The organism is Chryseobacterium tongliaonense (genome assembly GCF_041224435.1).
GTDB lineage: Bacteria > Bacteroidota > Bacteroidia > Flavobacteriales > Weeksellaceae > Chryseobacterium > Chryseobacterium tongliaoense.
Map to the genome: position 1 here is coordinate 906,270 of NZ_JBGFFD010000001.1, position 23,255 is coordinate 929,524.

General features: G+C 37.2%; 17 protein-coding genes. 8 read left to right on the forward strand and 9 right to left on the reverse strand.

Annotated elements, in window-relative coordinates:
- Positions 1-14: 14 nt before the first annotated feature.
- The 9 genes from AB8P06_RS04285 to AB8P06_RS04325 all read right to left on the reverse strand — a co-directional run bounded on the left by AB8P06_RS04285 (position 15) and on the right by AB8P06_RS04325 (position 9,983).
- Positions 15-1,313 (reverse strand): HlyD family secretion protein, encoded by a 1,299-nt coding sequence (locus AB8P06_RS04285; protein WP_369838308.1) that lies wholly within the window; start codon positions 1,311-1,313, stop codon positions 15-17.
- Between the two features lie 72 nt (positions 1,314-1,385).
- Complete coding sequence (locus AB8P06_RS04290) at positions 1,386-1,592, reverse strand: bacteriocin-like protein (RefSeq protein ID WP_369838310.1); 207 nt, start codon at positions 1,590-1,592, stop codon at positions 1,386-1,388.
- A 50-nt stretch (positions 1,593-1,642) separates the two neighbouring features.
- The gene (locus AB8P06_RS04295; RefSeq protein WP_369838313.1) at positions 1,643-3,835 is read right to left on the reverse strand and encodes a peptidase domain-containing ABC transporter; all 2,193 of its coding nucleotides are present in this window, start codon (positions 3,833-3,835) and stop codon (positions 1,643-1,645) included.
- 71 nt (positions 3,836-3,906) lie between these two features.
- Positions 3,907-4,080 (reverse strand): bacteriocin-like protein, encoded by a 174-nt coding sequence (locus AB8P06_RS04300; RefSeq protein ID WP_369838316.1) that lies wholly within the window; start codon positions 4,078-4,080, stop codon positions 3,907-3,909.
- Between the two features lie 98 nt (positions 4,081-4,178).
- The gene (locus AB8P06_RS04305; protein ID WP_369838318.1) at positions 4,179-5,684 is read right to left on the reverse strand and encodes a thioredoxin domain-containing protein; all 1,506 of its coding nucleotides are present in this window, start codon (positions 5,682-5,684) and stop codon (positions 4,179-4,181) included.
- A 575-nt stretch (positions 5,685-6,259) separates the two neighbouring features.
- Positions 6,260-7,219, reverse strand: a complete 960-nt coding sequence (locus tag AB8P06_RS04310) for a DUF3810 domain-containing protein (RefSeq protein ID WP_369838320.1) — start codon at positions 7,217-7,219, stop codon at positions 6,260-6,262.
- An 88-nt stretch (positions 7,220-7,307) separates the two neighbouring features.
- A complete protein-coding gene (locus tag AB8P06_RS04315; protein WP_369838322.1) occupies positions 7,308-8,753 on the reverse strand; it encodes an MFS transporter in 1,446 nt (481 codons plus the stop codon).
- A gap of 39 nt (positions 8,754-8,792) precedes the next feature.
- Entirely contained in the window at positions 8,793-9,521 is a 729-nt protein-coding gene (locus AB8P06_RS04320; RefSeq protein ID WP_369838325.1) for a lysophospholipid acyltransferase family protein, read from the reverse strand.
- 3 nt (positions 9,522-9,524) lie between these two features.
- Complete coding sequence (locus AB8P06_RS04325; RefSeq protein WP_369838328.1) at positions 9,525-9,983, reverse strand: GtrA family protein; 459 nt, start codon at positions 9,981-9,983, stop codon at positions 9,525-9,527.
- A 231-nt stretch (positions 9,984-10,214) separates the two neighbouring features.
- On the opposite strand from AB8P06_RS04325, the gene AB8P06_RS04330 reads away from it, so the two are divergent.
- The 8 genes from AB8P06_RS04330 to AB8P06_RS04365 all read left to right on the forward strand — a co-directional run bounded on the left by AB8P06_RS04330 (position 10,215) and on the right by AB8P06_RS04365 (position 23,039).
- Positions 10,215-10,478 carry a hypothetical protein gene (locus tag AB8P06_RS04330; RefSeq protein ID WP_007844847.1) on the forward strand — a complete coding sequence of 88 codons (264 nt, stop codon included), beginning with the start codon at positions 10,215-10,217 and terminating at the stop codon, positions 10,476-10,478.
- Positions 10,479-10,562: 84 nt separating this feature from the next.
- Complete coding sequence (locus AB8P06_RS04335) at positions 10,563-11,414, forward strand: BadF/BadG/BcrA/BcrD ATPase family protein (RefSeq protein WP_369838331.1); 852 nt, start codon at positions 10,563-10,565, stop codon at positions 11,412-11,414.
- 12 nt (positions 11,415-11,426) lie between these two features.
- Positions 11,427-13,724, forward strand: coding sequence for an NADP-dependent malic enzyme (locus tag AB8P06_RS04340; protein ID WP_369838334.1), 2,298 nt, complete (start codon positions 11,427-11,429; stop codon positions 13,722-13,724).
- A gap of 23 nt (positions 13,725-13,747) precedes the next feature.
- Positions 13,748-14,392: an HAD family hydrolase gene (locus AB8P06_RS04345; RefSeq protein WP_369838337.1), complete on the forward strand. Its 645-nt coding sequence runs from the start codon at positions 13,748-13,750 to the stop codon at positions 14,390-14,392.
- 174 nt (positions 14,393-14,566) lie between these two features.
- Positions 14,567-15,151, forward strand: coding sequence for a Holliday junction branch migration protein RuvA (gene ruvA / locus AB8P06_RS04350; RefSeq protein ID WP_369838340.1), 585 nt, complete (start codon positions 14,567-14,569; stop codon positions 15,149-15,151).
- A gap of 6 nt (positions 15,152-15,157) precedes the next feature.
- Positions 15,158-22,201 (forward strand): T9SS outer membrane translocon Sov/SprA, encoded by a 7,044-nt coding sequence (gene sov, locus AB8P06_RS04355; protein WP_369838343.1) that lies wholly within the window; start codon positions 15,158-15,160, stop codon positions 22,199-22,201.
- A gap of 108 nt (positions 22,202-22,309) precedes the next feature.
- Positions 22,310-22,687: a glycine cleavage system protein GcvH gene (gcvH, locus tag AB8P06_RS04360; RefSeq protein ID WP_369838346.1), complete on the forward strand. Its 378-nt coding sequence runs from the start codon at positions 22,310-22,312 to the stop codon at positions 22,685-22,687.
- A 25-nt stretch (positions 22,688-22,712) separates the two neighbouring features.
- Positions 22,713-23,039, forward strand: a complete 327-nt coding sequence (locus AB8P06_RS04365; protein WP_369838349.1) for a VanZ family protein — start codon at positions 22,713-22,715, stop codon at positions 23,037-23,039.
- The last annotated feature ends 216 nt before the right edge of the window (positions 23,040-23,255 follow it).

The window sequence follows — 23,255 nt, forward strand, 5'->3', positions numbered from 1 at the left end:
TTTGATTACTGAATTTAGCTTTGATATCCCAGTAATTTTCTGATCTGATAGAAAAACCTTTCAATAAGCCTTAAATCCTGCGTTACAATTTCTGCATTCCCTTTAAGCTCTTTATCAAAAGTGAGATTTCTGTTATAAGATGTTTTTAATCCTTTTGGAAGAATAATATCTACATAGTAATTTCCTTTGTCATCCGGTGAAAGAGAAATATTCTGTACTTTCCCCTCTACAATACCGTATTCCTGGAAACGGTAATTATCCAGTTTAATTAAAACTTTCTGTCCCGGAGTGATCTTACCGGAATTAACGGATGGTACGGACATTCTTCCTACCAGAGTTTCTTTATTTTTAGGAAGAATCGATAAAATAGCATCCCCGCTTTTGATAAACTGATTTTCACCAAAAAACTGCTGGAAGCTGGCAACACCGTCTGTAGATGAGATAACAAGATAATTGAGTTCCCACTGTTTTAAAGATTTCCTTAGCTGTTCAAATAGTTGTAAAGTCTGGGAAGAATAATTAATCTTATCCTTTTCCGTATTAATGGCGGTACCGCTTTTTGTTTTATTCAGGTTGGAAATTCCTTCTTCCATCTGGGATAATGAAATCGTAATATTTTCAAGGTTCTGTTGTGCCTGAAGATATTTTATTTTTTCATTTTCAAGCTCCATGGCAGCAATGACTCCCTGACTGTAAAGTTCCTGGTATCGCTGGTAATTTTTCTTGGTAAGTTCATACTTTGCCGCTTCAAGACTTTTTTGTTGTCTGAGAGTAGAAATACGTACTTTGTATTCAGAAATACTTTGATTTGCGGCTAAATTTTCAGGCGCATAAGGCTGTAATCTGGTAAAAAGCGCTTCATCCTGAAAAGCTTTTGCAAAATTATTATAATCGCCCTGAAGTTCTCCAAGTTTGAAATGTGAAGTTTCCTGCAATGGAAAAGAGGAAAGCTGATTAGGTGCAATAGAATCGATGATCTTTTTTAAAGTCAATACATCTTTATAGTTGGCTGTTGACTGCATAACCATCAGTACATCATCTTTTTTTACTTGCTGATGATTTTTAATGAAAATCTTTTCTATTTTGGAGTTGGTTCTGGCTTCCAGTTTCTCCGGTGGATTTTGTGAAGTAACGATAATCGGGGCGGGAATAAACTCAGGATATTTTATCATATAACTCATCCCCAGAATGAGAAGAAGAATGATAAATATAATGGTGTTGCCCCAACGGATCATCCAATGTGGCGGTTGCGTCAAAATATCCTGTACGCTTTCCGAACGAAGTTCTATCGTGTCTAAAATTTCCTTTTCCATATAAGAATAACAAATGAAAATTAAAAATCCTCATGAAGAGGATTTTTGTTCAGTTTCCAATGTAAATGAATTTTACAATGGCAGTTTGTAATCACAGTTTGGCGAATTGCCGATTTCTACACCAGGAATTACTTCTCCTCCCGGGCAGTACTGGTTACAGGCATTCCATACTTTATTGCTGCCGATATAGCAGAAACAATTACATGGATAGGCTGAAATAGGCCCTGCGCCATGAACTTCCTTTAAACTGTGTCTTGCGACTTTTTTTAAATTTTTCATAACTGAAATTTTTAGAATTGGTTTAGTGAATTTAGTTAAAAAAAAGGAATTTAATTTCCTAATTCCAGTTGATTTTTTACAAGCCTGTAATACTCACCTTTTAATGCTACTAATTCTGCATGGTTTCCTTCTTCCACAACTTTTCCTTTGTCCAAAACAATGATTTTATCAGCATGTTTTACTGTAGAAAGCCTGTGAGCAATCACAATCGCGGTTTTACCCTTGAAAAACTGCTCCAGGTTTTCCATGATGATCTTTTCATTATTGGCATCCAAAGCGGAAGTAGCTTCATCGAAAAAAATGTATTCCGGGGATTTATACACAGCCCTTGCAATAAACAGTCTCTGTTTTTGTCCGCCACTGACTCCCACACCTTCGTTCCCGATTTTTGTGTTGTAACTCAACGGAAGCCCTTCGATAAAATCTTTTATATTGGCTATTTCTACCGCTTTTTTAAGCTTTTGTTTGTCGATATAATCTTCACCTATTGCGATATTGTTGGCAATGGTATCATTAAATACATATCCTTCCTGCATTACAACTCCGCAATGATCTCTCCAGAATCTCGGAGAAACATTTTTAAGCTTTGTATTCCCGATTTTGATATCTCCCTGGTTGGGCTCATAAAATTTCATCAGCAATTTCAGAAGGGTTGTTTTTCCGCTTCCGCTGGCACCTACAATTGCAGTTGTTTTCTGATAAGGAATCGTGAGATTGAGATTTTCAAAAACAAAAACATCAGAGCCGATATACCTGAATGAAAGATTTTCAATGTCAATATCTTGTTGAGGAAGCTCAGAAGCATACTGCTCATCTTTATTTTCTTCATCATCCTTATCATGAATTTCGCCTAATCTTTCAAGGGATATTTTAGCATCCTGAGTCTGTTTGATAAAGTCGATCAATTGTAATAAAGGGCTGTTAAGCTGTCCGATAATATATTGCACGGAAAGCATCATCCCGAGGGTAAGGTTCCCGCTTAACACCAGTTTGGCAGAAAGAAAACTTACCAGGATATCTTTCATCTGATTAATGAAATTTCCCCCTACCGATTGCCATTGTTCCAGGGAAAGAGATTTTATCCTGATCTTAAATAATTTTACCTGCAGAAATTCCCAGTCCCAACGCTTTTGCTTCTCTGCATTGTGCATTTTAATTTCCTGCATTCCGTTGATCAGCTCAATTACTTTACTCTGCTCCTGGGAAACCTGAGAAAACCGTTTATAATCAAGCTCCTTTCTTTTGCTCAGGAAAAAGCTGATCCATCCGATATACAAAATGGCTCCTACCAGATAGACAATAAATAGCCTGTAATCATAAAACAGCAATACAATACTGAAAATAATAAGATTGACGAGCGAAAACAGGGTATTCAGAGAAGAGCTGGTGAGAAGCTGTTCAATCCTGTGGTGATCGTTGATTCTCTGCATAATATCCCCTGTCATTCTTGTGTCAAAGAAACTGATAGGAAGTTTCATGAGCTTAATGAAGAAATCAGAGATGATTGAAATATTGATTCTTGCTGAAAGGTGAAGCAGAATCCAGCTTCGGATGACCTCAATTCCCATTCTTCCTATGAAAAGCATGACCTGGGCCAATAAGACAAGATAAATAAAGTTTAAATCCTGATTCTGTATCCCGACGTCCACAATACTCTGGGTGAGGAAAGGAAAAATAAGTGATAATAAACTCCCTGCCAAAAGGCCTACAGCAAGTTGGATCACCAGAGATTTATACTTCAGCAAATATTTTGAAAGAAAGCTAAAGCTGGCCTTGCTTTCATGGTCATCAAATTCTGTCTGAAAAAAGGCAGGTGTGGTTTCAAGGATAAGGGCAATACCTTCTTCCGTTTTTTCAGTCGCATTTTCCCCGATCCATAATTTTATGAACTCTTCTCTGTTATAAGTAATTAATCCGTAGCTCGGATCTGATATATATACTTTGTTGTTCTTATCAATTTTATAAACAACTACAAAATGATTTTTGTTCCAGTGTACAATACAGGGAAACGGAACCTCTTCTGCAAGAGTGGTAAAATCAACCTGTACACCCAGGGAACGGAAGCCCAGATCTTCTGCTGCATCGCTTAATCCAAGTAAACTGCTGCCCTCACGGGTAGTTTCTGAAAGATTACGGATTTGTTGTAATGATATACTCTTACCGTAATATTTACTGATAATTCTAAGACATGTCGGTCCGCAGTCTTTGGCATCCGGTTGTTTATAGATAGGAAACTTCTTCAAAATCAAGTACATTTTCATTTAAAATGCCATCAAAAAGATGACGACATTCTTAACAATTTTAATATTTATCGTTACCAGCAAGAGTCATCTGTAATAAGACATCTGGCCGGGACTGCATTGCAGATCTCCAAAGGGCAATAATCAGGGCATAATGCTGATCCTCCGTTAGGAAGCAGGCATATTACCAAAGCACCACCGGTAATGCTTTCAAGATTCTGTTTTGACAGTTTTTTTAAATTTTTCATAGTCATGGTTTGAGATTTTCGACTTAGTGTAAACCTGCCGTATTCTCGTTTATTTTTTTCCTAATATAGTGAATTTCGATATATCAATTCCGATTATATTAAATTTCCTCATCTTCAATCAGTTCATCAATAAAATAGTGAATATCCTCGCGGTCATATTTGTCCGGAAACTGATACCCGTTAATAATAAAAATAGGAGTGAAGTTCAATCCTGCATTGCTGTTTTCCACAGACATCTGGACTAAAGCGGTAAGATCTTCCGGTCCGGAGTTTGTGTCGGCTATACTTTTAATCTTACTTTCATCCTTATTTTCAAACCAGGTTTCCACGGCATTTAAAAAATCACTTTGAGATTTGTTTTTATAAATGTTCATAAAATCAGAAAGAAGGGCGGTATATTTTTCATTGGGTTTTTCCGGAAAATAATTGAATCTTATCTGGGCAGACAGATCATTCGGATATTTTTTCAATAAACTCTCCAGAATTTCATGGGCTCCTTTACAAAAACCACAATATGGATTTGAAACTACCGAAATACGAATCTTAGCTTCTTTGTTTCCTAAAGAAAATGTCTGATTGTCGTTGAAGCTGATTTTTTCATTTTCGGTAAGCTCTCTTTTAAATAAATCATAGTTTCTTTTAAACCTTAAATTCTTTGCATTTGATTTCTGTAATGTTTCTTTTGCCGTAAGGATATTGCTGATATATAAAACCGAAAAAAAGGAAACAGCCCACAGAAGTAAAGTGAGCAAGACACTGCCTGAATCAAAAAATGTATTTTGAAAAGTCAGTGTGCTGATCAGCAATTGGGCTATCAAAATTGAAATAATAAGAAGACAAACCCTGCAAAATGTTTTTTCAACCAATGCCTGAATGTATAATGAATAGCCAATGGCTATAACCGATACGATGGTGAAACCTTTAATAATAAATGCAGTGACAGGTAAGAATAAACCTAATACTGCAATTCCGATAAAATAGATCAGTGAAAAATCGGAAAATTTTAATCCGAGAATGCTTGTTTTGTCCTGATTGATAATTTTATTACAGGAATTTACCACCTGAGTGCCGGAAGTATCTCCGCAAATACTACCGATAACTGCCGATGTATTTCCGAACTTCTGTTTGAAAATCTCCAATGATATATAAACTCCTGTTAAGGATAAAATATTAAATAATGCTTCATACCATTGCTGGGTAAATACAGAATAGAACACGGTAATTCCTAAAATGATGTAGATAAAAGGCTTATAACTGGAGATTGTCTTATCAGCATTTTCAGCCTTTTCAAACAACAGTACAAAATCTGTTGAGCTTTTATGAAGTTCTTCTTTATTTAAAGTTTTGGCTTTATCGGAATAAATGGAATACTGAGCTCCGTTTTTCTTAACCAGGGAAAAAGAATTGTCAACGATGGCAATAAACTCTTCAGGTAATTCATCCCAATATTCCTTATCCAGTTCGTAAGCATCATTTCTTACGCCCATAAAATTTAAAGTATCACTAAAAGCGAGTGCTGAAGGATAATTCGGATGAGAATTAAACTGGAAAAGAAACTCCTGTTTATCAAGTTTTAAATAGTTGATTAGTTTATCAAATAACATATTAATATTTTTATCTAAAATACAAAGATGTTTTAAAAAACCAAACACTTTTTCCTTTTCAGGTGATTTATGACTTATTTTCCGGAATATACGATTAATACTGGGATTTTGCAGGACTCCTGCTTAAGTGTGCTGTTATGCTTTGCTATAAATCCATCGTTAAAATGATAAGCTGAGTTTTAAAATATAAAAATATAAGGTTTTTCTTATAAAGTAGAGATCATTTATTAATCTCTTATTTCATTAAACGAATTATAGTTTATTACGAATATTTTATTCCTAAATAAAGGTTTATTGTAATGTGTGTTTTTGAACGAAAATTCATATTAAATATTTTTTCTATAAACATTTAATTGTTGTGAAATAAATTCATTAATCATGGATGAACTCAAGAGAACTTAAAAAATCTTAAAGTTTTCTTAAAGTTTAAAAAAAGAAGTAAAATGTTTTTGTAATTATAAATATTATTGTACTTTTACATCGCCTTGAATGAGGGAACAAGTCAAGGTAATAAATTTTTTTTCATCATTTGTGTTTTTAGAATCGTATCGCCTGATACGATTCTTTTTTTATCCCTATTTTTCATAGTTTAGAAGCAGATCGATAAAGTAAGAATAGGTGACGGAGCCGTCTTGCTGATTGGTTTTCAGAAAAAGATTATTGGTAAATCCAAAAAAATCATCCAGCCATCCCTGATGTCTCAGGACAAAATTTTTCTCGTAAGATCTGTCCTTTTTCATTTTTACCGAATAATTATTTAAAACAGATTTTACAAATTCCGGGTCATTATCGACAATAAAGTTTAAAAGACTTTTTAACGTAAAATATTCAGTGCTGTATCTCAGCTCTAAATTTTGAGAATCAACACCAATTAAAAAACCCACAAAATTAGCTTCCTGCTCTCTGGCAAAACCCAGCTGATGTGAGCTTTCATGAGCCAGTGTAAATGGGATGAATGAAGAAGGTAATTCAGAATTGTATTGGGATTCTCCCGTAAAAGGGTTGTAATAGCCTAAAATGCCGGTAAAACTCATTACATTCTTAAAAAGGCTGGGTTTAAAGGAATTGATCTGGGGAGCTTTCTTTTCTGAAATATATCCCGGAAGTTTCTGCTGTTTGGAAAGTATTTCTTTTTGAACCGATGACAGGTCAGAAATAACAAAAACACCTTTGTGGTCTTCCTTTACCAGCTGTCTTGTTGTTTTGCATTTCTCAAGATATCGTAGGGCCAGTTTTTTTGCTTTATCTAAACTTGGCTCTTCCTGGTTAGACAGTTTTTTAATAATCGGCGTCTGGAAGTAAAGCATTCCCCAGAATATCTGATACGTAAAATAAAAAATGTTAATGAAGAGCAGAAGACTGATAAGAGAGCTGTTCCTGCTTTTCTTTTTAAAGCACCCGATCAGACAATACAGACAAAAAAATCCTGCTAAAACATATATAACATCCCCGAAAGAAAAAGGAATCCATGCGAACAACTGCTGGTGAAGTTTTTTCTGAAATTCAAAAAAGCTTTCGAAAAAAGAAATCATCATTTCCGATTTTGAAAAAAGAAAAAACAAAAGAAATTGGGCAAGTAATACACCTGCCCAAAATCTCTTTTTCTTATATATTTTTGTATGGTTAGTGACCTCCACCTTTTGAAATTTTATCTAAATCAATTCCCTGGGATTTTAAGATACCACTTACACGGATTGCATAGAATGCCAAATAGGCGAAACAAACCACTCCGACGATATAACTGAAATGGATATTGGTTAAATCCGCAACATATCCCTGAATGAAGCTTACGATTCCACCACCCATAATCATCATGATCAGATATCCTGAACCCTGGTTGGTATGTCTTCCAAGCCCGTTGATAGCTAAGGCGAAAATACAAGGCCAAAGGGTAGAGCAGAATAAACCTACACTTGTAAATGCATATACGGAAACCATTCCTGTGGTAAACATTCCGATTAATAGGGCTGCAATTCCTGCAGTAGAGAAGATAAGCAGCATTCTTGCCGGGTTACCCTTACTCATAATATCGCAAATGATCATGGCAACAATAATTAATGCATACACATAAAAATGAGACAGATCATGCTTGGCAATAGCGTTTACCAGTAAGAATACACCGAACGCCAGATAGGGAGCAAGGAATCTTAAAATCTTTTTGAATCCTGCACTGAAATCGAATGCATCTACAGCACCTGTCCAACGCCCGATCATCAATGAAGCCCAGTATAAAGAAATATAAGGCGCTACATCTTTAGTTTCAAAGCCCAGGCTTTTTTCCATATAAGCCGGTAAATTACTTGCTGTAGAAACTTCCACTCCCACATATACAAAGATAGCAATCATCCCCATCACCAACTGTGGATACTGGAAAGCTGATTTTCTGTGTTCTCCCGGAACGGCATCATCCGTTTCTTCAAGATTCGTCGGAGTAATCGCAGGAAGTGAAGAAAATTTAAGCATGATAGCAACCAGAACAAAAGCCACTCCTAAAATAAGGTAAGGAATTTTCACACTCTCTATACTGGCTTCCGTATTAGCCGCAGAAGCAGCTCCGAAAATAGCAAAAGAAACGATAAGCGGACCTATAGTCGTTCCTAAATTATTAATTCCCCCTGCCATGGTCAATCGTTGGGAACCTGTTTCGGTTGGCCCTACTTCAATAGCTAAAGGATTGGCTACAATCTGCTGTAAAGAGAAGCCTAATCCCACGATAAATAATCCTGAGATCATTAACGGGAACGACCCCAGATTGGCAGCCGGATAAAATAATAAAGTTCCTGCTGCAGAGACAAGAAGCCCTAAGATAAGGCCATTTTTATAGCCTATTTTGTTGACTAAATCTTGTTTCAACCCCTTTGAAACCGCCATATAAATTAAAGAACCGACGGTATAGGCCACGTAGAAACAAATCTGTACGAGCATACTCTCGGTCTGACTTAAATCAAATGCTTTTTGGAAAACCGGGATCAGGATATCATTACTTGCAGCTACAAATCCCCAGAAAAAGAATACAGTAACCAATGGAATAAATTGTCCCCAGTTGGTTTGTTTAGAATAATTTGACATGTTTGTTAAAAATTTCGTAAACAAATATAATTATTTCTTTTAAATAGAATGTTCCGACAATGTTTTTTTTATTTCCCGGAAGGCCTGAATTTTCATTTCTTTTTGAGTATTTACAGGCTCAATGATATCATTGAAATATATTTTTACTTTTCCCGGATACCCTTTCGAGTTGTCAAACGGAAAAATTTCTTTTAATCCTACGAAAGTATAAACGGCTATAGGTGACTGATGCTTAGAGGATAAGGTGAAGGCCCCGTCTTTGAATTCGTCTAAAACAACAGACGTATCATCCGGTACACCGCCTTCAGGGAAAATAACAATGCTGTTTCCTTCCTCCATTTTTTCGGCACACCTTCTGTAAACATCAGCACGGCTTCTTGCACTGCCGCGGTCTACCATGACACATATCCTTTTATAAATAGTTCCGAAAATAGGAATCTTTACCAGTTCTTTTTTTCCGACATAGCAAAGCGGATGATTCGGAAATAAAATGCACGGAAGCATAATATCCATAATCGAGGTATGATTGGAAATGACCACGTACTGCCTGTTTTTATCAACTTTTTTATCGGTAAGATTGATCAGCTCGTAGCGGAGGCCCATCCCATAAAACATTCCGTAGCACCAGAAACGGATAAACTTGTAGGCATACTTATAATGTTTCTTATTAAAAGATAAAATATAAACAGGGATTCCAAAAACAATTGTTAAAACAAAAGCCAGAATCAACAGCCACAATCTCCAGGTATAATTTAAAATCTTTACCATAGGTTAACCGTTAAAAATTACTTTTTTCTTTACAGAATAATTAAGGATGGAAACCAGTAAAATTGCTGCAATCTTACTGATCATTTCAGGACTTAAGGTATAAAAAATCAAACTGATATTATCTTTAAATATATAACTGTAGAATACCTGGAAGAAACCAAGACTGAATAATGTGGAAATAAAAGAGACCGCCATAAAATATACAAACTCTTTTCTTTTTGAATGTTTTCCCCTTTCAAAAACAAACCAGATGCTCAGGAAATAGTTGGTAAGAATACCGCAGCTTGTGGAAAAAATATTACTGAAGGGATAATGTATTCCATGGAAATTTGTTTCAGGGGGAAAGAAGTGCGGAAGATAGGTGCTGAAGACTTTAAAGCTTCCTATTTCTACAATAGCACTGAGTCCTCCGGCTAATATGAAGAACAAAATCTGTTTCTGGCGTAGTATTAATTCTCTCATCCAAATTTATATGATATGCAAATGTATAACTATATGTTAAACACTAAAAAAAGATGTTAAAATTTTTTTTTAGATGAAAATTATTTCTAACTTTAATTTTCAGACAGAATAAAAACATACCTGATAATAAATTCATTTTCAACTACTTGTGTTGATGGTTTTTTCTATCTTGTAATGCGTGATTGAAGCATACTCATCCCATTTTATAACCACATTAACCCTAATATTTGTATGGAACGTCAAAACAAATACAGAAAATTCCAGCTTCAACAGAAAAATATTGAGGCTCTTGAAAGAGAGAATTCTCGTTTCAAACGGGTGTACTCGGAATATGAAAATATATCTGATGAGCTTTGGAACCTTGAAAATTCCAAAAACGAACCTGTACCGGATGATTTTATTAATGCTATGATTTTACAGACTTCCTATCTGGAAGATGAAATAGAAGACTGGTTATTACAATTCAATAAAAATAAAACTGATATAAAACAGTAGGCATTCCTCACAGCTTTGGAGGTGTTTTTAAAGCTATTTCAAGATAAATTCATAATTTAGCATCCTTAAACTAAAATGTAAAATATGGTTGCTATTGTTGATGGCGGTTCTACCAAATGTGATTGGGTAATTTTAGATGATTTCAAGAAAGTCTTTATGAAAACGGAGACTATTGGCTTTAACCCCAATAATATTGCAGCTGAACTTATCGTTCCTGAAATTGAGAAAAACATCAATCTGAGTGCTGTTAAAAACTCAATAACAAAGGTTTTTTTCTACGGCTCAGGCTGTGGAATACCCCAAAACCGGATTACCATTGAAAGAGAACTTGAAAAGTTTTTTACCAAGGCAGAAGTGATTGCCCAGGAAGACCTTACCGCTGCAGCCTATGCTGCTTACAGTGGCAGGCCTGCAATTGTCTGTATTTTGGGAACGGGATCCAACTCATGTTATTTTGACGGAACCAACCTGAAAATAAAGCTTCCCTCACTTGGATTCCTGATGGGAGATGAAGGAAGCGGAAGCTCTATAGGAAAGCAGCTCGTAAGAAGATTCTTTATGCAGAAACTTCCTCAGGATTTACATACTGAATTTGAAGAAACCTATCACTTAACGATTGATGAGGCATTGAAAAATATGTATCACACCTCGAGGCCGAATGCTTATTTAGCCAATTTCAACAAATTTGTAGTCGAAAGAAAAGATCATCCCTATTTCCAGAAAATGGTTTTTGAGGAAATGCTAAATTTCTTCGATTACCAGGTTCTTCCTTATGAAGAATCCAAAGATGCCGAGATCAATTTTATCGGTTCTATTGCTTATTATTACGAAAATATTCTACGTTCTGCTGCTGCAGAGCTCAATTTAAATGTTGGTAATGTTGTACAAAAACCTATCGAGAGTTTAGTCGATTACCATATTAAATATATACTTTAAAATAAAAATTCTATGTCAAGTAAAACCCACCGCGACGAAAAGAACTTTAATCAGGCCGCGTTAGATTATCACAAAGCCGAACCTAAAGGAAAAATCGAGGTTATTCCCTCAAAACCGCACTCTTCCCAAAGAGACTTATCGTTAGCATATTCTCCCGGAGTGGCTGTTCCTTGTATGGAAATTCATGATAAACCCGAAACCGTTTATGATTATACGGGAAAAGGAAACCTGGTAGCTGTAATATCCAATGGTACTGCAGTTTTGGGATTGGGTGATATCGGCGCTGAGGCTTCAAAACCTGTAATGGAAGGAAAAGGCCTTTTATTTAAAATCTTTGCAGATATCAATGTTTTTGATATTGAAATTGATGAAAAAGATCCCGATAAATTTATTCAGATTGTAAAAGGAATTGCCCCTACTTTCGGTGGAATCAACCTTGAAGATATCAAAGCTCCTGAAGCGTTTTATATCGAGCAGAAGCTTAAAGAAGAATTGGATATTCCTTTAATGCACGATGATCAGCACGGAACGGCTATTATCTCTGCTGCAGCACTGATCAACTCTTTACAGATTGCAGATAAGAAAATCGAAGAAGTGAAAATGGTGGTTAACGGTGCCGGAGCGGCAGCCATTGCCTGTACCAATCTGTACATTTCCTTAGGACTGAAGAGAGAAAATGTCCTGATGTGCGACAGTAAAGGCGTAATCAATCATAAAAGAGAAAACCTTACGCCGGAAAAAATAGATTTTATTGCGAATACAGACATCGATACTTTAGAAGATGCCGTAAAAGGGTCTGATGTTTTCGTCGGTTTATCCAAAGGAAATGTGATGACTCCGGAAATGCTTTCAAGCATGAATGAAAACCCTATCGTTTTTGCACTGGCAAATCCTGATCCGGAAATTGCTTATGATTTAGCCATCGAAACCCGTAAAGATGTTATCATGGCAACAGGAAGAAGTGATTATCCTAACCAGGTAAATAACGTTTTAGGTTTCCCTTATATTTTCCGTGGAGCATTGGATGTTCAGGCAAAAGGAATCAATGAAGAAATGAAACTGGCAGCAGTTCATGCAATTGCAGATCTTGCCAAAGAGCCGGTTCCTGAAGCTGTAATCCTTGCTTATAACGTTCAGAATTTACAGTTCGGCAGAGAATATTTCATTCCGAAACCGTTTGATAACAGGCTGATCACTAAAGTTTCCAGTGCTGTGGCCAAAGCAGCTATCGAAAGCGGTATTGCGAGAAAAACGATCGCTGATTTCGAAGAATATGAAAACCAGCTTCTTGACCGTATGGGAAGAGATGAAAAGCTGGTAAGAATGATGCAGAGCCGTGCAAAATCAAACCCTAAGAGAGTTACCCTGGGAAATGCTGAAGAATACAATGTATTGAAGGCAGCTCAGATTCTTTATGAAGAAGGAATTGCTTTCCCCAGCCTTTTAGGAAATAAAAAATACATCAAAGAGCAAATGGAGCGCTTCGGAATTCAATTGGATATTCCGATTATTGATCCCAGCGATGATGATCAGGAAGAAAACAGAAAAAAATACAGAGAAACCCTTTGGAAGCTCCGTCAGAGAAAAGGCATGAACGAGTACAAGGCGAAAAGGTATGTTCGTCAGAGAGATTACTTCGGTCCGTTGATGTTGAAACATGGCGATACAGATGCTCTTATTGTAGGTTTTTCTAAAAACTATACTTCCGTTTTACGTCCGGTTTTAGAAGTTATCGAAAAAGACAAAGGAGTAGATAAAGTAGCAGCGATGATGATGATTTTATCTGAGAAGAAGCCGATTTTCTTTGCTGATACTTCCATCAATCAGAATCCTACCGCTGAAGATCTTGTGAATATTGCTAAAATGGCTGAATTTACCGTGAAATCTTTTGCAATCGAACCGAGAATTGCGATGCTTGGTTTTGAAAACTTCGCAGCCATTGCCGATACCTCTAAAAAAGTGGCGAAAGCGGTAAGCATTCTTCATGAGAAATATCCGAAAATGATTGTGGACGGAGAAATTCAACCTGATTTTGCAATGAATGCAGATCATTTGAGTGATTATCCTTTCTCTAAATTAGGTGAGATTCCTGCCAATACATTTATCTTCCCGAATCTTGAAAGTGCAAACTTATCCTACAAAATCATCAGAGGAATGAAAGTTGCCCAGGTGATCGGGCCAATCCTGATGGGATTAAAGCAGCCCGTACACGTATTGCAGATGCGTTCAAGCGTTGATGAGATTGTGAACCTGGCAACAGTAGCCGTATTGGATGCTCAGAGAAGAGAGAAAAAGGACAGTAAAAAATAATCATACAATACCGGGCTGTAGAAATGAAGTTTGATGGAAAGGCGATCATTTTTGATATGGATGGCACTCTTGTAGACAACATCCCTTACCATGAAGAGTCATGGATTATATTTCTGAGACACCATGGAATTGATATTAAACGGGAGCATTTCGGTGCTCAGAATCATGGAACACTGGATGAAATGATCATCCGTTTTTTTGGAGATGATTTATCCGAAAGCAGGATCTATGAGCTGGGACAGTTAAAAGAAAAAGCTTACCAGGATTTATACAAAGATCATATCCGGGAAGTTAACGGGTTAACCCCTTTTCTCCGGAAACTGAATCAGGCAGATATTAAAACCGGTCTCGCAACTATGGGAATTCCGTCAAGCATTGATTTTATTTTAAACGGTTTGAATATCAGAAATTATTTCTATGCAATTACCGGTGGAGTTGAAGTGTCAAAAGGAAAACCAGATCCTGAGATATTTTTAAAAACAGTTGAAAAATTACAGATAGGTAATAAAGACTGTCTGGTGGTTGAAGATTCGATGGGAGGGATAAAGGCAGCTTACGATGCCGGCCTGAAGGTAATTGGTATTACAACGACCCATTCGGAAGAAGAACTCATGGATAACGGCTGTTCTTATGTAATTAATGATTATATGGGCCTTCAGATAGGATAATTCTTACGACAGGTCTATCTATAAAAAAACAAAAAGACTCCAATTTTGGAGTCTTTTTGTTTTTAGGGAAATGATTGAATTTCGCTTCAAAAATTAAGTTAAAAATCATTCGGGTGTGAAATGAAAACATTAATTAGTTTAAATTGCTATATTTGGGAGTTTTAAAAATTAATAATGATATTTTCTTTACAAGGCATTGTTCAGGAGCTTACCCCTACATACACCGTAATCAACGTCAATGGAGTCGGTTACTATGTAGGAATCAGTTTAATGACCTCACAAACCCTGACATTGAATCAGGATACCTTTTTATTTATTCAGCAAATTATCCGTGAAGACGCCCATTTACTTTTCGGATTTAACACTCGTTTAGAAAAAGAAATGTTTAATCTGTTAATAAGCGTTAACGGAGTAGGAGCAGTTTCAGCCCTTATTTTACTATCCACCTTGAGCCTTGATGAGATTGCTTCGGCGATACTTTCAGGGAATAGTGCCCTTATTCAGAAAGCTAAGGGAATCGGAGCCAAAACAGCTGAAAGGATCATTGTGGATTTGAAGGATAAGGTCCAAAAATTCAGCAACCCGGAAGAAAATATTTCTACATTTGTGAATAATAAAATTAAGGAAGAATCGTTATCTGCATTAGAAGTTTTAGGGATTCCTAAAAGGATGAGTGAGAAAATCGCAGATCGTATGATCAAACAAAATCCAAGTATTTCGGTAGAAGAATTGGTAAAACAAATTTTAAAAAACATTTAACATTTGGTGGCAAATAATAAGTATCTCAATATATTTTTGTTCCTGTCGTTCCTGTGCATATCAGTAAATACCTTTGCTCAGCAGGTACGGGACACTGCTGTTATAAAGAAAAATTATGAAGTGGCAGACCCTACTCAGTATGAGGCGTTTTATGATATCAAAACGGGAATGTACTATGTCTATCCGAAAATCGGAAATACCGTCACAGGACAGCCTACAGCCATGTCTCCGGAAGAGTACAAGGAGTTTATGATGGCCGCTCAGAGCAGGGCTTACTACAAAGAAAAATCAGATCAGTATAACTTACTTTTCCGTAAAGATAAAAGCGATGCCAAGAAGAAGGGGCTGATTCCTTCATTGACGATCCGGAATAAGCTGTTTGAAACCATTTTCGGCAGCAATAAAATTGAAATTATCCCTTCCGGATATGCTTCTTTTGATTTTGCCGGACTCTACCAGAAGATCGATAACCCTTTGATTTTACCTCAGAACAGAACCAGTTTTACCTTTGATATCAATCAGAGGATTCAGCTTGGCTTATTGGGGAAAGTGGGTGAAAACCTTCAGTTGAAAGCCAATTATGATACCCAAAGCGGTTTTGCATTTGAGAACAGGATGAATCTGGTCTGGCAGGCAAAAGGAAGTTGGAAAGACCTTCAGCAAAAAGGTCTGCAGGAAGTTGATAAACCAAGTGCAGGCGGGGAAGATAAAATTATAAAAAGAGTAGAATTCGGTAACGTTAATATGCCGCTTTCAACCAGTTTAATACGGGGCTCGGAATCATTGTTCGGGGTGAAAACCGAATTCCAGCTGGGTAAAACCTTCGGAACGGTGGTGCTTTCACAACAGCAGGGTGAGGCCCGGAATATTGTTGTACAGGGCGGTGGTGCCGTCAATACCTTTAAAATTAATGCGATAGATTATGAAGACAATCAGCACTACTTTTTAGGGCATTACTTCCTCAACGGCTATGACAATGCATTGCTTAATTACCCTCAGATCAATTCGAAAATCAATATCACAAGACTTGAAGTTTGGGTATTGGATCAGGGAAACAGTAATCTGGCTTACCAGAAAAGTATTGTCGGGATCAGGGATTTGGGTGAAGGCGGATTACTTCCGGATAACCCGAATAATAATATTTACGGGGCAATCACAACAGCAATGGGTACCCCGAGAGATGCGGGAATCAATTATGCAGATCTTATAAAAAACCAGTCGTTTCCGGATGCAACGGGAGCTTCGGTTCCTTACGAAGAAGGAGAGCACTTTATCTTTAATAAAAAAGCAAGAAGGCTGAATGCCAATGAGTATACATTCCAGCCTCAGTTAGGGTATATTTCCCTGAATCAGAAATTGAATGACGGTCAGCTTTTGGCAGTTTCATATTCCTATACCGACGGAAGTAACAAAGTGTATAAAGTAGGGGAATTTTCTGAAGAGAGCCCTGTGCTGGTGACCAAAGTTCTTCGATCCAATACGAAAGTGAGTGTTGCTTCTCCGATGTGGCAGTTGATGATGAAGAATATCTATTCTTTAGACGGCGGGCAGATCAGTCAGGACGGCTTTATTCTTAATGTTCTTTACAGGGACGCCAAAACTGGAGGTAAGGTAAATTATCTTCCGGGCACCAATGTTCAGGATATTAACTTGTTGAAATTATTAAACTGGGACCGTTTGAATATGAACGGGGATTTACAGAATAATGGGAACAGTACCGGTGATGGTATTTTTGACTTTGTTAACGGAATCACGGTAAGACCGGAAACCGGAAAAATTATCTTCACAAAAACCCAGCCTTTTGGCAGCTACATGGCAAGTGTACTGGGAAGTAGTGACCCGACGTATGTACAAGCCGATCTTTATAACCAGCAGAAACAGGTGGCAACTTATCTGCCGCAGCGATATACCTTGGAAGGCCGTTACAAAGGAACACAGGGACAGGGAATTTCCTTAGGTGCTGTAAACGTTCCGCAAGGTTCTGTAAAAGTAACTGCGAATGGAGTTCAGCTGACGGAAGGCGTTGACTATACCGTAGACTACATGTTGGGAACGGTAACCATTATCAACGAGAATGTAAAGCAGTCCGGACAGGCAATCAATATTTCATTAGAAAATCAATTGACTTTCAATACACAGAGAAAAAGATTCTTAGGATTGAATCTTGAAAGAAGATTTAATGAAAACTTCATTTTAGGAGGAACGGTTGTAAATTACTCCGAATCGCCATTAACCCAGAAAGTAAATTATGGCCAGGAAGCTGTAAACAATACCATGTTCGGGATCAATTTAATGTACAACAATCAGCTTCCATTCCTGACAAGATTAACGGATAAAATACCTTTCGTCAATACAGAAGCTCCTTCCAGCCTGAATTTTAAAATGGAAGGTGCCTACTTGCTTCCGGGATTGAATAAAGGAACGAATGACCAGTCTTACATTGATGATTTCGAACAAACCACTTCCAAAATATCATTAAAAGAACCGGCAGCATGGAGCCTTGCTTCAAAACCGGAAAAAAATCAAACCGATCCGATATTCCAGGGAGCAGGAGCAAGTAATGATTTAACGAATGGCTACGGAAGAGGATTGTTATCATGGTATAATATCGACCCGAGATTCTGGGGCGTAGGAGGAAAAGCGCCTGCGGGAATTACACCACAGTCCGTTTCAAATCACGCATCGAGAAGAGTTCAGTATTCCGAGATTTACAACAACAGGGATTTCGTAGCGGGTGAGCAGACATTTACCAATACTTTTGATATTTCATATTATCCGCAGGAAAAAGGACCTTATAACGTAAATCCTAATACCGAAACCACACAACAGAGATGGGCAGGGATTATGAGACCGATCAGTGTATCCAATTTTGTCAATTCAAATATTGAATATGTGGAATTCTGGTTAATGGATCCTTATGCCGATGGAACCAATATAGGAGCAGATCCAAAATTATTACTTCAGTTGGGAAATGTATCGGAAGATATTTTGAAAGACGGATTAATGCAGTATGAAAACGGTTTGCCGACTCCGGGGTCTCCATCTGTAACAACAGATTCAAACTGGGGATCGCAACCAAAGCAACCTCCGATTTTATATGCATTCTCCAGTGAAGGCCAGGAAAGAACAATACAGGATGCAGGATATGACGGTTTAAGTTCAGACCAGGAATCAATGAAATTCGGGAATACATTTACCAACCCGGTTACCAATCTTGCTGACCCTGCGGTCGATGATTTCGTATTCTATTTGTCTGCGAAGTTTACAGGCAGCCAGGCATCTTCATTGGTACAGAGATATAAATATTTCAGAGGCCCGGAAGGAAACTCACAAAGTAACTCTCTGGAAGTATCTTCCCAGACTCCGGATGCTGAAGATATCAATAAGGATTACAACCTTGATCAGGCAGAAAACTATAATCAGTATACTGTAAAACTGGATCAGGCAAGCATGGCATTGGGACAGAATAATATTGTTGATGTTAAAACAGTAAAAGCTACATTCCAGAACGGGCAGACTTCCGATGTAAAATGGTATTTATTCAGAGTTCCGGTTTCACAGTATGACGCGAATATCGGAGACCATGATGCCGGGGTTCTTAATAATGTAAGATTTGCAAGGTTACTATTAACCGGCTTTGATCAGACTTCTACATTAAGATTCGGTACGATGGATCTTGTAAGATCAGACTGGAGAAAATATCCTAAGAATATTGCTAAATATGGGGAGACTACTTCAAATGAAGGAAGTGATAATGTACTTGATCCGCAGAACCTGGAAATAGGAAGTGTAAATATTGAAGAGAACGCCCTTAATCAGCCACCGTATGTATTGCCTCCGGGAATCGACAGACAGATTTTAAGTGGAAATGCAGGAGCACAAAGACAAAATGAAAGCTCTTTGTATTTAAGAGCAAAAAATCTTCCGGTAACTGAAGCAAGAGGGGTGTTTAAAAATACAACCCTGGATATGAGAAGGTATAAAAAATTAAAACTTTTTGTACACGCTGAAGATCCTACAGGAAGAGATACGGATATGGATGAGAAAACCAAATTCTTCATTCGTTTCGGAAGTGATGCTGCAGATAACTATTATGAATATGAAGCATCGATGAAGCTTACTCCAAAAACAGCGACTACTCCAATGGAGATCTGGCCGATGGAAAATGATGTCGATCTGGAGATCCAGAATTTCGTAGATGCCAAAATAAGAAGAGATAAAAATTCTCCGAATAATATCAGTGACAGAATTCAGGATCCTGTTTTTGCTCAGACAGACAACCTTAAAAATATTTATATCAAAGGACGTCCGAGCTTAGGGAATGTGACTACCATTGTGATTGGTATCAGAAACGCAGGAGATAGAAACGGCAACTCTATAGAAAGGATTCTATGGGTAAACGAAATCCGTCTTTCAGAAATTGAAAATGATGGCGGATATGCAGGAAATGCAAGTTTGAATTTCAACCTTGGGGATTTTGCAGTGGTGAATACAAGTGCATCCTATACCTCAGTAGGTTTCGGAAGCATAGATTCCAAACCGGCAGAGAGAAACCAGTCTACACACTCTGCATTCAGTATCAATACCGCGATCAATGTAGATAAATTCCTTCCTGAGAAAACCGGAGTGAAAATTCCGTTGAACTATTCTTATTCACAGACCATCGAAGATCCTAAATACAACCCATTGGATACCGATGTCGAGTTTAATAAAGCGGCGAATAAAGAACAGCTGAAAAAAGTAGCCAGAACCTACACCCAGCAAAGAAGTTTAGGAGTGGTGAATATGCATAAGGAAAGGGTAAATCAAAACAAAAAACCGAAGTTCTATGATGTAGAAAATATTTCCGTAACAGCTGTTTATAACGATGACTTCTACAGGGATATTTATACCAAGAAAAATTACAGACAGTATCTGAGAGGATATGTAGATTATAATTATACCTTCAAGCCTTGGGTGATCAGACCTTTCAACAAGATGATCAGCGATACCGCGAAATCAACGAAATACCTGAGATGGGCGAAAGAATTTAATTTTAATCCTATCCCGACAAGATTATCTTTCAGAACAGAAATCGACAGAAATTATAACGAGCTTGAATTCAGAAATATTGAATCTATCTTAAGCGGAAACTTCAATGATGAGTCTGCAGCCATTAAAAACAGAAACTTCTATTTCGGATGGCAATATGGTTTAGGATTCAACTTTACAAAATCATTAAAGCTTGAGATCAACTCTGTGATGAGAACGCTGAATGATAATATGGATGTAAATTCAATGGATAATTCTTCGATCTTTGGCAATGTATTCAGAGCGGGAAGACCGGTATTGTATAACCACAGGGTACAGCTGAATTATAAACTTCCGTTCCAGTATTTACCATACCTTGATTTCATTGATGCGGAACTGGGATACGGATTCACCTATAACTGGAATGCAAGATCTACCGCTTTACTATACAGCCCTGAAGGAAGCTTAGGGTCTGTCGGTCAGAATACGAATGTGATCCAGGCTACTGCTACGGCAGATATTCCGAAGTTCTTTGGCCAGTTTAAGTATTTTAAAAATATTTCTGCCAAGCTTCAGAAACGCAGACAGGAAATGGATTCATTGAATAATGTGTTCACAAAACAATGGGAAAAGAACAGATATAAGTATAAGAGGTATAAATTCAAAAATAAGCTGACTCCTTTACAGAGTATGGCGTTCTTCTTAACCTCATTCAAACAGTTGGATGTTAACTATTCTGAAAATAACGGGACAGTACTTCCGGGCTTATTATCAGCTCCTAACTGGTATGGTTATGGTCAAACCCTGGGTGGTCCTACAATTGGATTCCTACTGGGTTCACAGGCTGATATCAGAAGAACAGTTCTTGAAAATGGTTGGGTAAGTGACAGCGATTTGATGACCGATCCTTATATCCGGATGTCTACGAAGGAGTTACGGGCAAACCTGCAGGTGGTTCCGATTAATGATTTTAGAATAGATATTAATGCCCTGCAGAACTATAACAGGAATTTCTCGCAATCCGGGTTTAATAACAGACAAAACTTAGGAACCGCCAACCATGATTATACCTTTGCAAATGATTTAATTACTTATTCTAATTCTGTGATGCTTTTAAAAACATCATTTAAAGATGGGCAGGCAGTATACCAGGCAATCAGGGAAAATGCAAGAGCTTACTCGCAACAATTAGGCGGGCCCGGAGCTCAGCTTGATGCCAATGGTTTTGCCGAAGGATATAGTATTGCAAATGCATACGTTTTAATACCTGCATTTAGAGCGGCAGTAGAAGGGAAATCCATAAAAAGTGTCGGTGATGCTAAAAAAGCTGGCTTACCAATACCAAACTGGAAGATTACCTATTCAGGATTAAAGAACTTCCCGATCATTAGCGGACAGTTCTCTAAATTTGATATTTTACACAGTTATAATGCGACTTATACTGCAACAGGGATCCAGTCAAGCATTGATTATTTTAATTCACTTTCTACAGGAGTCGCCTTTGATGTTAATAATGATTATATCAATCCGTTTACTTTCTCCCAGGTAGGATATGTTGAATCATTCTCACCGCTTATCGGAGTAGATGTTACCATGAGAAATAATATGCAGTTCGGATTACAGTATAACAGAAACAGAATGCTTTTATTAGGATTGGTAAACCATACCCTTACCGAAGATGCTAATTCCGAGTATGTGGTAAGAGTAGGATATATTATCCGGAACTTCAGATTGGGGATGACCAATGTAAGAGGCGCAAAAGGAAAAGGAAGTGATCTTAATATCAGGGGAGATTTCTCATTAAGAGACAGCAGAACCAGTATCACCAATATCTTGCTGGATGATTCACAGGTGACAGGAGGACAGAAGCTTTTAAATATTAAACTTTCTGCAGACTATAACGTTTCAGAAAATCTTAACCTGAGAGTCTTCTATGAACAGATGACATCCAAATACAAAATTTCAACGGCATTTCCGTTATCTACAATCAGAGCCGGGCTTTCAGCAACATTTACGTTTGGAGATTCAGGCGGATTATAAAATAAAAGATTTTAAAAATTAATGTCCCTTAAAATAGGGACATTTTTTATATTCGATATTTGAACCTTATAGAATTTTGAATACATTTGTAAAAATAAAAATTAAAAAATGAACACACCATCAGAATTAAAGTACACTAAAGACCACGAATGGGTAAAGATCGAAGGGAATGTGGCTACAATCGGGATTACAGATTTCGCACAGGGAGAGCTTGGAGATATCGTATACGTAGATGTAGATACTGTAGATGACGATCTTAATGGCGGAGATGTTTTCGGAAGTGTAGAAGCTGTAAAAACAGTTTCAGATTTATTCTTACCTGTTTCAGGAAAAGTAATTGAATTTAATTCAGAACTTGAAGCTCAGCCTGAACTGTTAAACTCAGATCCTTATGGAAACGGATGGATCATCAAAGTAGAAATTGCTGACGGTGCAGATCATTCAGAATTGCTTTCTGCAGAAGAATATCAGGCTATCATTGGATAAAATTTCAAAAATATTTAGTAAGATCTTGCCCATTTATTGGGCATTTCTTACTTATATGCTTTTAAAGCCCGGCGAAGAAAATCATGAGTACTGGTTCATGTTCAACGGAATCGACAAGGTTCTGCATCTGAGTATATTCGCAATGCTGGGTTTCTGCTTTATGGCAACCTTTCCCAAAATTAAATTCTCTTATTTTTTTCAAATCATCCTTATATATGCATTCCTTACAGAAATACTGCAGGAAGAAATGCACTTGGGCAGATCCATGGAAACCCTTGATATTGTAGCAGACACTATCGGATCTCTGATGGGATACTCTATATATAAAGCTCTTCAAAAGCGTTTTTTATAATCAATTCATTAAATACTATGCGGTTTGCTTAATGTGGATAAATATGGATAGGTTTCTAAAAATAATCATATCAGCACTTTAAAATAAAACTTTCCCACAATCAGAATATTTAAGTTAAATAAATTTGGATTGTAAAGGATATAGGGTGTACTTTTGCCGCACTGAAAACGAGAGTATGTCAGTAGCGCAGGAGAGCTTTTGAGTAAGCATAATTAA

Bases quoted from the DNA above. Each gene is read 5' to 3' on its own strand.
- AB8P06_RS04285 (WP_369838308.1), bottom strand. From the start codon at position 1,313: ATGGAAAAGGAAATTTTAGACACGATAGAACTTCGTTCGGAAAGCGTA.
- AB8P06_RS04290 (WP_369838310.1), bottom strand. From the start codon at position 1,592: ATGAAAAATTTAAAAAAAGTCGCAAGACACAGTTTAAAGGAAGTTCAT.
- AB8P06_RS04300 (WP_369838316.1), bottom strand. From the start codon at position 4,080: ATGAAAAATTTAAAAAAACTGTCAAAACAGAATCTTGAAAGCATTACC.
- AB8P06_RS04305 (WP_369838318.1), bottom strand. From the start codon at position 5,684: ATGTTATTTGATAAACTAATCAACTATTTAAAACTTGATAAACAGGAG.
- AB8P06_RS04310 (WP_369838320.1), bottom strand. From the start codon at position 7,219: ATGATGATTTCTTTTTTCGAAAGCTTTTTTGAATTTCAGAAAAAACTT.
- AB8P06_RS04315 (WP_369838322.1), bottom strand. From the start codon at position 8,753: ATGTCAAATTATTCTAAACAAACCAACTGGGGACAATTTATTCCATTG.
- AB8P06_RS04320 (WP_369838325.1), bottom strand. From the start codon at position 9,521: ATGGTAAAGATTTTAAATTATACCTGGAGATTGTGGCTGTTGATTCTG.
- AB8P06_RS04325 (WP_369838328.1), bottom strand. From the start codon at position 9,983: ATGAGAGAATTAATACTACGCCAGAAACAGATTTTGTTCTTCATATTA.
- AB8P06_RS04330 (WP_007844847.1), top strand. From the start codon at position 10,215: ATGGAACGTCAAAACAAATACAGAAAATTCCAGCTTCAACAGAAAAAT.
- AB8P06_RS04335 (WP_369838331.1), top strand. From the start codon at position 10,563: ATGGTTGCTATTGTTGATGGCGGTTCTACCAAATGTGATTGGGTAATT.
- AB8P06_RS04340 (WP_369838334.1), top strand. From the start codon at position 11,427: ATGTCAAGTAAAACCCACCGCGACGAAAAGAACTTTAATCAGGCCGCG.
- AB8P06_RS04345 (WP_369838337.1), top strand. From the start codon at position 13,748: ATGAAGTTTGATGGAAAGGCGATCATTTTTGATATGGATGGCACTCTT.
- ruvA (WP_369838340.1), top strand. From the start codon at position 14,567: ATGATATTTTCTTTACAAGGCATTGTTCAGGAGCTTACCCCTACATAC.
- gcvH (WP_369838346.1), top strand. From the start codon at position 22,310: ATGAACACACCATCAGAATTAAAGTACACTAAAGACCACGAATGGGTA.